1 pseudogene is annotated in these 268 nt (G+C 61.6%); it reads right to left on the bottom strand.

The annotated features are described in order from the left end of the window. Positions 1–268, bottom strand: a pseudogene (locus NZM01_12605) (branched-chain amino acid ABC transporter permease).

Genomic DNA, 268 nt, shown 5'->3' with positions numbered 1-268 from the left:
AACAACCACACCCCCACCAGGCAAAGGGTCGTCAGCACGATGATGAAAATGCGCGTGTAGGGAAGCTGCAACGTTTCGCTGACCCGCAACCCCGTCCGCAACCAGGCCGGCGCTGTCACATCCACATTCTGGGCACCAAACCAGGGTTTATTGACCGCCAGCCCGAACTGGCGCCCCAGCACCACCATCGTGGTGAGACCAATCGCCGCCGCCAGGGCTAGAAATACCCACTTTCCCCAGTCGGGCAAGCGTCGCCGCTGCCATTGCA

It is taken from the genome of Pseudanabaenaceae cyanobacterium SKYG29, from assembly GCA_025055675.1.
Taxonomy (GTDB): Bacteria; Cyanobacteriota; Cyanobacteriia; order Pseudanabaenales; family Pseudanabaenaceae; genus M5B4.
Note: the sequence above shows the minus strand (reverse complement) of the source record. Positions and strands in the feature narration are given on the sequence as shown.